Origin of the sequence: Actinoplanes sp. NPDC048791 (assembly GCF_040650095.1) — a bacterium.
In the GTDB taxonomy this organism is placed as follows: Bacteria; Actinomycetota; Actinomycetes; order Mycobacteriales; family Micromonosporaceae; genus Actinoplanes.
The window spans coordinates 1-9,672 of sequence record NZ_JBEZGQ010000250.1 but is presented as its reverse complement, the minus strand read 5'-3'; the positions used below and the strand labels follow the sequence as shown (position 1 = coordinate 9,672).

7 protein-coding genes are annotated in these 9,672 nt (G+C 70.5%); 3 read left to right on the top strand and 4 right to left on the bottom strand.

The annotated features are described in order from the left end of the window. Positions 1–129: 129 nt before the first annotated feature. From AB0C29_RS19595 to AB0C29_RS19585, 3 genes are read right to left on the bottom strand one after another with little or no spacing between them, the layout of a single operon-like run. Positions 130–927 carry an ABC transporter permease gene (locus AB0C29_RS19595; protein ID WP_360821999.1) on the bottom strand — a complete coding sequence of 266 codons (798 nt, stop codon included), beginning with the start codon at positions 925–927 and terminating at the stop codon, positions 130–132. After that, positions 924–1,859 (bottom strand): ATP-binding cassette domain-containing protein, encoded by a 936-nt coding sequence (locus AB0C29_RS19590; protein WP_360821997.1) that lies wholly within the window; start codon positions 1,857–1,859, stop codon positions 924–926. Before AB0C29_RS19590 ends, AB0C29_RS19595 begins: the two co-directional genes overlap by 4 nt. Beyond that, positions 1,859–2,434 (bottom strand): helix-turn-helix domain-containing protein, encoded by a 576-nt coding sequence (locus tag AB0C29_RS19585; protein ID WP_360821995.1) that lies wholly within the window; start codon positions 2,432–2,434, stop codon positions 1,859–1,861. The genes AB0C29_RS19590 and AB0C29_RS19585 overlap by 1 nt, the downstream gene beginning before the upstream one ends. 93 nt (positions 2,435–2,527) lie before the next feature. On the opposite strand from AB0C29_RS19585, the gene AB0C29_RS19580 reads away from it, so the two are divergent. Continuing rightward, positions 2,528–3,415: a siderophore-interacting protein gene (locus tag AB0C29_RS19580; RefSeq protein WP_360821993.1), complete on the top strand. Its 888-nt coding sequence runs from the start codon at positions 2,528–2,530 to the stop codon at positions 3,413–3,415. Here the strand turns inward: AB0C29_RS19580 and AB0C29_RS19575 are convergent. Then, the gene (locus AB0C29_RS19575) at positions 3,412–4,218 is read right to left on the bottom strand and encodes a PrsW family glutamic-type intramembrane protease (RefSeq protein WP_360821991.1); all 807 of its coding nucleotides are present in this window, start codon (positions 4,216–4,218) and stop codon (positions 3,412–3,414) included. The two genes, AB0C29_RS19580 and AB0C29_RS19575, sit on opposite strands and share 4 nt — an antisense overlap. A gap of 217 nt (positions 4,219–4,435) precedes the next feature. On the opposite strand from AB0C29_RS19575, the gene AB0C29_RS19570 reads away from it, so the two are divergent. Further along, the gene (locus tag AB0C29_RS19570; protein WP_360821989.1) at positions 4,436–8,998 is read left to right on the top strand and encodes a hypothetical protein; all 4,563 of its coding nucleotides are present in this window, start codon (positions 4,436–4,438) and stop codon (positions 8,996–8,998) included. Beyond that, on the top strand, positions 8,995–9,585 hold the full coding sequence (locus AB0C29_RS19565) for a hypothetical protein (protein WP_360821988.1): 591 nt from the start codon (positions 8,995–8,997) through the stop codon (positions 9,583–9,585). Before AB0C29_RS19570 ends, AB0C29_RS19565 begins: the two co-directional genes overlap by 4 nt. The last annotated feature ends 87 nt before the right edge of the window (positions 9,586–9,672 follow it).

Genomic DNA, 9,672 nt, shown 5'->3' with positions numbered 1-9,672 from the left:
AGGCCCGCAGGGTGCTGCGCGACGGGCTGGAGCTGGCCCAGGAGTGCGGCTCGCCCGCCCTGGTCGCCCGCGCCCGGGCGCTGTTCGCGGGACGGAACCACCCCTAGCACTCCCACCCGTACGGGCGGGTCAGGTGATGTCGCGGCGCATGGGCAGAATGATGGCGATCAGGGAGGCGGCGAGCGCGTACCCGGTGAGCAGCAGCGCGCCGGCGGCTGGTGGCAGCAGCCGGACCGCGGTGCTGCCGACCTCCTGCGACATGGCGTCGGCCAGGTAGGTGAAGTCGGTGAGCGCGGCCGTGGCCCCGCCGGGCAGGACCGGGTAGAGCGCGTTGACGCCGGGGATCATCATGAGCAGCGGCTCGCCCAGGTACAGGTAACCGATCACCACGCACACGGCCACCACCTGGTTGCGGAGCAGCGCGCCCACGCCGACACCGATCAGCAGGTAGACGACCATGGCGAGGCCGATCCGGGCGAGCAGCGCGAGCACGAGGCCGGACGGCAGGCCGAGCGGGATGCCCCGGGCGGCGGCGACGGTGAACAGGGCCGCGGCCGCCGTGCCGGCGAGGACCAGCCCGTAGGCCAGTCCGGTGACGCCGTAGGTGGCGAGTTTGGCGACGAGCACCTGCCAGCGGCGGGGAGCGAACAGGAAGGTGACCGCGGCTGTGCGGTGCCGGTATTCGGATGAGACGGCGAGGGCGCCGACGGCGGCCGGCACGAACGCGGTGTAGCCCAGCATGCCGAGAACGGCGCGGAGGCCGGCTTCGGTGTCCAGGCCGGGCATGGGCGGGTCGAAGTTCTCCGGCCCGACGAGAGCCATGGCCCCCATCAGGCCCCCGCCGAACAGGACGGCGGCCAGCAGCAGCCCGGTCCCGACGCGGGTGGCCGACAGCCGGCGGAACTCGGCTTTGATCAGGTGATTCATGAGGTGGCCGCCTTGTCGCTGGTCAGGTCGAGGAAGAGCTGTTCCAGGCTGGAGTTCTCGGTGACCAGCTCGTGCACCCGCAGCTGGTGCGCGGCGGCGAGATCGGCGACCCCGGGTGCCTCCAGTCCGCGTACGCGCAGCCGGCCGTCGCCGGCCGCCTCGACCTGTGGTGCGTCGCCGTCCGGCCGGCTGTCAAGCAGGGCGGCGGCCAGCCGGTCGGCGTCCGGGGAGCGCACCAGGACCGCCGGTGGCCCGGCGAGCCGGGACCAGGGCCCGGCGGCGACGAGTTCGCCGCGCCGGATCACCACCACGTCGTCGACGAGCTGCTGGACCTCGCTGAGGACGTGGCTGGAGATCAGCACGGTGCGTCCCTCGCCGGCCAGCCGGCGCAGGAAGCCGCGCAGCCACAGCATGCCTTCCGGGTCGAGGCCGTTGCTCGGCTCGTCCAGCAGCAGGACCCGGGGATCGCCGAGCAGTGCGGTGGCGAGATTGAGCCGCTGACGCATGCCGGTGGAGAACCCGCGGGTGCGGCGGTCGGCGGCCTCGGTGAGGCCGAGCAGGTCGAGCAGCTCGGTGACCCGGGTGTCCGGATAGCCGCCCATCGCGGCGTAGACGCGCAGGTGGTCGCGGGCGGTGTGACCGGGGTGGAACGCGTCGGCGTCGAACACCGCGCCGACGGTGCGCGAGGGCTTGCGCAGCCGGGCGTAGGGCCGGCCGCCGATGGTCGCGGTGCCGGACGTGGGCGAGACCAGGCCGGTCAGCATGCGCATCGTGGTGGTCTTGCCGGCGCCGTTGGGCCCCAGGAAACCGGTGACCACGCCCGGCTCGACAGTGAAAGTCAGCTCCCGTACGGCAGCGACCGTGCCGTACCGCTTGGTCAGCCGTGAGACCTCGATCGCCTGCCTGTCGTCGGTAACCGTGACTGATGCCATCAGTCGATCCCTTCGTGGTGTGGCCCCGGTGGCGCCGGCTGCTCGGTCGGCAGCAGGATGGTGGCGAGCAGGCGGGGCACCCTGCCGTCGCCGGGCTCGTTGCCGAGCAGTGGCCCGATGACCCGGTTGAGGTCGGCGGCGAACTGCGCCAGCTCGGTGTCGTTCAGGTGGAGCACGATCTGCTGGTAGCCGGCCCCGTCCGCGGCGAAGTCGATCCGCTCGCGGGCGAGGTAGCGGGAGAACTCGGACAGCAGGCTCGAGACGAACGCCGTGAAGTACCGGGCGTGGTCCTCCGGCGTGGCCGTGGCTAGAGCTGCCGCGTCCAGCGTGGCGCCCTGGGCGGGCAGGGCGTAGACCCGTTCGACGGCACCGCGGATCCGGCGCTGGTCCACCACCTCGATCAGGCCGGCCTTGGCCAGCGTGGCGAGGTGCCGGTACAGCGTGGCGTGCGGGATGTCCGGCAACAGCGCCACGAGGTCGTGCGTGGTCAGCCGGGCGCCGGCCAGGGCCCGCAGGATCCGGATGCGCACCGGGTGCAGTGCCAGCTCGGCCCAGCGTTCCCTCGGCAGCTCCATGGCGCGAATGCTATCAGTATCGATACTGATAATGAAAGCGAGGTAAGGGTAGCCTTGGCTTGCCTGTGCTCCCGTACCGATCGGACCGGTCTCTTGACGACGACATCGCGCGCTGCCGCACCCACCCTGCGCCCCGCCGCCGAGCCCTATCGGCCGTTCGCCCTGCGGGTGGCCCGGGCGGTCCGGTTGAGCACCACGTTCCTGCGGGTCACGCTGACCGGTGAGTCCCTGGCCGAGTTCGCCGGGCACGGGCTCGACCAGCGCATCAATCTGCTCCTGCTGCCGGCGGACGCCGACCACGAGGAGTTCGCCCGCCGCCCGGACTGGCTGGCCGCCTGGCGTTGCGGCCCACCGGCTTCGTGGGCGCCGCTGCGGGTCTACACGGTCCGGGCGTTCCGTCCCGCCGCCCTCGAGGTGGACGTGGACTTCGCGCTGCACGGTGAAAGCGGCCCGGCGTCACGCTGGGCGTCGGCGGCCCGGCCCGGTGACAAGGTGGTGATGATCGGTGCCACGCACGGCCACCCGGTCACGGACATCGCCTGGCGCCCGCCGGCGAGCGCCACCCGGCTGTTGCTGGCCGCCGACGAGACGGCACTGCCGGCCGCCGCGGCCATCCTCGAGAGCCTGGACCGCCCGGCCACCGCGTTCCTGGAGGTGCCCAGCCGCGACGACTGCCTGCCGATCGGCGGCCCGGCCACCATCACCTGGCTGGTCCGCGCGGCCGGGCAGCGGCTGGAGCCGGTGGTCCGGGCCCATCTGGACGTCGCGGCACCGTGCGGGCCGCCCGTCGCCGTGGATGCCGCCGACGACGAGGTCTGGGACGTGCCGGAGGAACCCGCGGGCGCCTTCTACGCCTGGCTGGCGGGCGAGGCGGGCACGGTGGTGGCGCTGCGCCGGCACCTGGTCGGCGAGCGGGGCGTGGACCGCGCCTCCGTCGCCTTCATGGGCTACTGGAAACGCGGCCGGGCCCAGCGCAACTAGATGGTGAGTGGCTCGCGGGGTGCCCAGGTGCTGTGCTCCGCGAAGGCCCGGTAGCGGTGCAGGGCCAGGAACAGCCAGCCCAGACTGATGATCGCCAGGATGACGAAGGCGATGGCGCCGCCGAAGGTGTCCCAGGCGGTGTGCATCGCTACGGCGCCGATGAAGGTGGCGATGAACGCCAGCAGCTTCCTGGCCGACGGGCTGGCCACCAGCGCCCACAGGGCCCCACAGGTCAGCCCGGTCCAGGCGGTGTGCCCGGCCGGGGCGGTCAGGCCGCGGACGAACAGCGTCTCCTGGACCGTGCCGATGTTGCCCTGCGACGACAGCAGGGCGGTGAAGCCGTAGCCCATCGTCTCCAGCGCGGCGAAGCCCATGCCGGACGCCACCCCGATGACCAGGCCGTCCGACGGCAGCCGGCGGCCGTGCCGGGCCAGCAGCGCGAACAGCAGCACGATGGGCACGATCATCTTGGCTGATTCCTCGATGAGCGCGACGAACACCATCGGCAGCGCGCCCAGTCCGCGCAGGGCGTCGTACTCCAGGGTGCCGGCCACGACGACGCCGATGACGCCGCCGAAGAAGGCCGCCACCACGAGGGCCGACGGCGGCACCTGCCAGTGGCCGGTACGGGCCTGCGCGAACGTCAGGAAGGCCAGCGGCACCACGGTCGCGCCGAGCAGCAGCAGGGACGGGATGAAGTTGGGGTTCTGGGTCCGTACCAGGGTGCGCAGCACGATGACGTAGAGGACCAGCCCGATGACCAGCACGCCCAGCCACGCCCACCGCCGCGAGAGATCACGCATGCTGCGATCCTCGCGTACCCGGAGGCCGGTGCGCCAGACACCGCGATGTTGATCACGCAGAGTACCGAAGTGGCCCTTGACAGTGACTATGGGCTCGACAATCATCGGCTTCGATGTAGCGCAGCACCACGGGGGATTCATCGCGCGCTACCCGGCCGAGGCAGTCAGCCCGGCCCTTTTCGGCATGCCCCCGTGGTCGATGCACGGGGGAGGCACCGTGACCGCGTCCTATCCGGATCTCATTCCACTGCTCCTGCTCGCCGCCGCCGTACCCGTCCTGTTCCTGCGGGGCCGGCGAAGAAGCACGCTGCCGCACCGGATCGCCCTGGCCATCGGGGCCGGCATCTGGATCTCCGTCACCGGCGGGGCGGTGTGGCTGGTCAGCCAGGCCACCGCGGCACAGTTACCGGCCCCGCCGGTGGCCACGTCACCGGGCAACCCCTGCGTCGCGGGGCAGACCGCCCGGACCTTCAACGTCTCGCTGATCAACCTGCCGCTGTTCCTCAACCGCTTCGGCGACGTCGTCCCCGAGGGCCGGATGTACGTCCTCGACGAGAACATCGCCAAGGTGCGGGCCGGTTTCAAGGACGCGGCCAACCCGGCCAAGGCCAACGAGAACGACCTGATCGAACCGCTCACCCTGCGGGTCAACCAGGGCGAGTGCGTGGAGGTGCGCTTCACCAACCGGCTGAACGAGGCGGCGCCCGCGGTCAACCAGCAGGTCCGCAACTCGGCGATCTTCACGCTGCCCGGTGAGACGTTGCGCGCCGCCGGCACGGTGACGCCGACGCCGCGCGAGTTCGCCCCGGCCGGCACCGTGCCGGACAACGACTTCGACCCGGCCACCGCGCCGAACGCCTCGATGCACTTCGACGGCCTCGACTACGACGTCAAGGGCTCCGACGGCTCGGTCGTCGGCAACAACCCCGACTCCACGGCGGCGCCGGGCGCGGCCCTCACCTACCGGCTGTACGCCCAGACCGAGGGCGAGTTCCAGTTCAAGGACGGCGCCGACCTGTCCTCGCAGCAGACCCGGCCGGTGGACAGCAACGGCAAGGTCCGCTTCATCGGCTCGCACTCGTTCGGGGCCTTCGGCGCGATCCTGGTCGAGCCGGCCGGCGCCACCTGGGTCGACGGGCGCACCGGCGGCGCGCTGCCGTCCGGCACCCGGGCGGTCATCAAGCTGCCCAACAACAAGGACTTCCGGGAGAACGTGCTGTTCATGCACGACGAGGTGGAGGCCGAGCCGGGTGTGCTGACCCGCTTCTGCCGTACCGACTCCGGCGACGAGCAGGGCGGCAACGAGTGCCGTCAGCCCACCTCGGCCGAGCTGGCCAAGCTGACCGCGGGCACGCTGCCGGACCTCGGTGGCGGCGACGCCGACGCGCTGGTCCAGGGCGAGATCCCGGTCAAGCTGGAGTGGTTCGGGTTCAACTACCGCTCCGAGCCCGGCTTCAACCGCGAGGAGGTGGGCTGCTCGGCGGCCGGCCGTGCGGGGCAGGGCTTCGACGCCGAGCGGTGCATCGGTGAGGAGACGTCGCTGTCGTCGTGGGCGTACGGCGACCCCGGCGGCGGTGACCTCGTCTTCGCCAACTACCGCGGGGAGCCGGCTCAGGTCCGCCTGCTGCACCCGGCGGAGTTCGAGACCCACACCTTCCACTGGCACGTCAACCGGTGGATGTTCGACCCCAAGGACGAGGGCGGGGTCGACGAGATCAGCAAGTCCACCCACCTGACCAAGGTCACCAACGTGCTGGACGTGCAGGCCGTGTCCCCGGGCAGCCACTACAGCCTGGTGGTGCAGGGCGGGGCCGGCTCGGCGCACAAGGACAAGGCCGCCACCTTCGGCGACATCATCTTCCACTGCCACCTGTATCCCCACTTCGCGACCGGCATGTGGGGTCTCAACCGGACCCTGGACAAACGCGAGGACGGGACCCGGGTGAACCCGGACGGCACGCCGATCCCGCGGCTGGAACCGCTGGCCGACTTCGACTACCAGCCCGCCGTGGCCGGCACGAATCCGCCGTTGTCACCGAACCCCACCACACCGGGCTTCCCGCTGTTCGTACCGGGCAAGTTCGGTTTCAAGGCGCCGAAGCCGCCGCTGGGCGTGCCCGAGCGCGGCACGGCCGGGGTCTTCCCGCCGACCGCGGCCGAGAAGGCCGCCGCCGATCCGGGCGCGCAGGTGGCCGGCGGCTTCTTCCAGAATCCGTGTCCGGCCGGGCGGCCGGTGAAGACGTACGACGTCGCGGCCATCGAGATCAGCCAGCAGTACAGCCCGGATCTGCAATGGGTCAATCCACAGTCGCGGGTGTACGTCCTGCAGTCGGAGAAACAGGCAGTGCTGGGCGGGCGAAAACCGGAGCCGTTCGCGCCGATCCTCAACGTTGGTGACTGCGTGGTCTACAAGCTGACCAATGAGCTACCCCGGCAGTTCGGCGGCAACGTCTTCGACCGGGCCCAGGAGACCAATGAGGTCGGCATCCACCAGCACATGGTGCAGTTCGACGTGCTGTCCTCCGACGGCGCGGCGAACGGCTGGAACTACGACCAGGGCGCCGACATCAACCAGACGATCACCTACCGCAACTTCGTGCACGAGAACACCGCGACGAACTCGTTCCACGACCACTTCTTCCCGAACGTGCACCAGGACAACGGGCTGTTCGGCGGGTCGACGATCCATCCGGCCGGCTGTGCGCCGTCACCGCCCAAGACCGTCGGCACCGTCTTCGACATGGTCTGCACCACGGCGACCGACTACAACGGCACGGTCTCCGACGGCGTGGACTACCGCAGCTTCTCGTTGTTCGTCGAGGACCACGTGCCGATGTTCCAACCGGCCAGCGCCGCGACTTCCAACGACGATCGGGTGATCACCCCGGACGGAGTGCCGATCTTTCCGGCCAAGTTCCCGTCCAGCACCGACGACGCCGGCGTGATGGGCGTCAACTATCGGCTCGAACCGTTCGAGGGCCGAAGAAACAGCGATCCGGCGAACCTGTTCGACTCCGGGGTGCACGGTGATCCGTTCACGCCGTTACTCCAGGCCTTCACCGGCGACAAGGTGAAGTTCAACCTGTTCCAGCTGTCCCAGGAGGAGTCGCACGGCTTCAACCTGGACCGCTTCAGATGGAAATTCGAACCCAAGGATCCACAGTCGAACGTCGTCCAGGCCCAGCACATAGGCATGCTGGAGTACTTCGAGGCGACGGTGCCGCTCGACGACCAGGTGTCCGAGAACGCGACGCTCAACTATCACGACTATCTCTACAACTACAGCGGCACCGACGACTTCTTCCTCGGTGCGTGGGGGCTGTTGCGCTCGTACGGCTGCAAGAATCCGCCGAAGGGCGCCGACGCGCCGATCAATGAACTGCCGGACAACCAGGTCCCGTGCCCGCAGTTCGCCGCGCCCGCGAAGAGCAACACCGGCACAGCCGCGAAGGCCGCGATGATGTCCGACCCGTGCGGCACGGCGGACACCGTCAAGAACTTCACCGTCGTCGCGATCAACAAGGACATCACCTACAACAACGCCGGCGACCACGATCCCCGCGGGCTGATGTACGCGCTCGAGGCGGACCTGCCGGCGCTGGCCAACGGCACCAAGAAACCGGAACCCCTGGTGATCCGGGCCAACGCGGGCGACTGCCTCAACGTCACGTTCAAGAACCAGCTCGATCCGGCCAAGATGACACCCGGTTGCCACGAGGCCACCGAGCCGGGGCAGCTCGGCTTCAAGACGGGCGTCGTGGCGTACCCGGCCTGCATCGACCAGCCGCCGCGCAACGAGCACAACGTGCCGGGCTTCCAGCCGTTCCCGGTCAGCGCCCGGGCGTCGATCCGGCCGCAGTTCCTGGAACACGACAAGCGGTCGGCCGGCTCGAACATCGGCGGCAACCCGGACACCACCGTCGCCCCGGGCGGCACTCTGGTGTACCGGTGGAAGGCGCCGGCCAACATGACCGGCATGGCCCTGCTGCAGGACCGGGCCGACGTGCAGAGCCACCTCCAGCACGGCCTGTTCGGTGCGCTCGTGATCGAACCGGCCGGGTCGACGTACCTCAACCCGGCCAACGGCCAGCCGCTGACCAGCGGCACCAGCGCGGTGATCAGCAACCCCGGCCAGGCCGACTTCCGGGAGAACATCGTGCTGCTCAACAGCGACCTGGCGTTGTTCCGCAAGGACACCAACGCCGACCCCGCCGACGACCAGCCGGTGCCGGACAACTTCGACCTGGTCAAGACCCCGAGCCGGGAGGCCGACGACCCGGAGGACCAGGGCGAGGTGGCGGTGAACTACCGCAACGAGGCGTGGGCGCACCGTTATGCCAACGATCAGAACATCACCAACATCCTGAGCTCGACGGTGCACGGTGACCCGTCCACCCCGCTGTTCGAGGCGTATGCGGGGGACAAGACGGTCTTCCGGGTGGCGCAGGCGGTCGGCAAGCCCCGATCGACCAGCTTCACCCTGTACGACCACGTGTGGCGGCGCTCGCCCAACGACCCGCAGTCCCAGGTGGCGGCGAGTCAGGGCCAGTTCAACCCGGGCGTCGGCTACGACGTCGTGCTCGACCCGGCTGTGCTGGGCGGTGCCGGTGGCCGCCGGGCCGCGGCGGGCGACTACCTCTACCGCTCCAACACCCTGGCCCGGCACCTGACCGGCGGGCAGTGGGGGCTGTTCCGGGTGCACGCCACGGCCCGGACCGGCCTGATCGCCCTGCCTGATCATCCGATCTCGACGGCCAGGGCGGCGGAGGGGCCACGGTGAGCACCAAGGTGAGCAAGTTCCGTCTCTCCGACGAGATGCTGGGCCGGCCCGAGCGCGCACCGAAGCGCGCCCGGGCCCCCCGGGGCCCGTCGCGGCGGCCGGGTGTGCCCTCGCCGTTCCGGCAGGGACTGCTGCTGGGCATCTGCGTGGGCATGACGGTGGCGCTGGCCCTCGGCGTGGTCGGCTTCCTGGTGACCCGTCCGCAGGCGGCTCCTCCGGCAGCGGCGCCGGCCGCATCACACGCCGCCGCGGCGGGAAACGGCAAGCAGCCGCAGGCCTCCATCGACGTGGCGGCCGAGCACCTCGGTGACCTGCAGATCCGGATCGACGCCCGGGTCAGCGCGCCGGGCTCGTACAGCCCGATCACCAAGGGCCAGGTCGTCGCGTACACCGACATGGTGGCGATGCCGCTGTCACACCGGCAGGGGCCGATCGTGATGGCGGAGGTGTCCGGGTCGCCGGGTACGTACCAGGCGGTGTCCCAGGTACCGATGATCGGCGAGTACAACGTGACGGTGGAGGTGCGCCAGCCGATGGCGGCCCAGGCGGACCACCGGATCGACGTGCAGAACGTGAAACGTTCCTGAACCGGCCGCCGGGGGCGGCGGGGGCCGGCCGCGGCCGCCGCGCACGCCGAAATTTGGAACTATGGCAGAAAAAATTGTTTTGATTAG

Excerpts from the sequence above, each read along its gene's own strand:
- AB0C29_RS19595 (WP_360821999.1), bottom strand. The coding sequence starts at position 927 with ATGAATCACCTGATCAAAGCCGAGTTCCGCCGGCTGTCGGCCACCCGC.
- AB0C29_RS19590 (WP_360821997.1), bottom strand. The coding sequence starts at position 1,859 with ATGGCATCAGTCACGGTTACCGACGACAGGCAGGCGATCGAGGTCTCA.
- AB0C29_RS19585 (WP_360821995.1), bottom strand. The coding sequence starts at position 2,434 with ATGGAGCTGCCGAGGGAACGCTGGGCCGAGCTGGCACTGCACCCGGTG.
- AB0C29_RS19575 (WP_360821991.1), bottom strand. The coding sequence starts at position 4,218 with ATGCGTGATCTCTCGCGGCGGTGGGCGTGGCTGGGCGTGCTGGTCATC.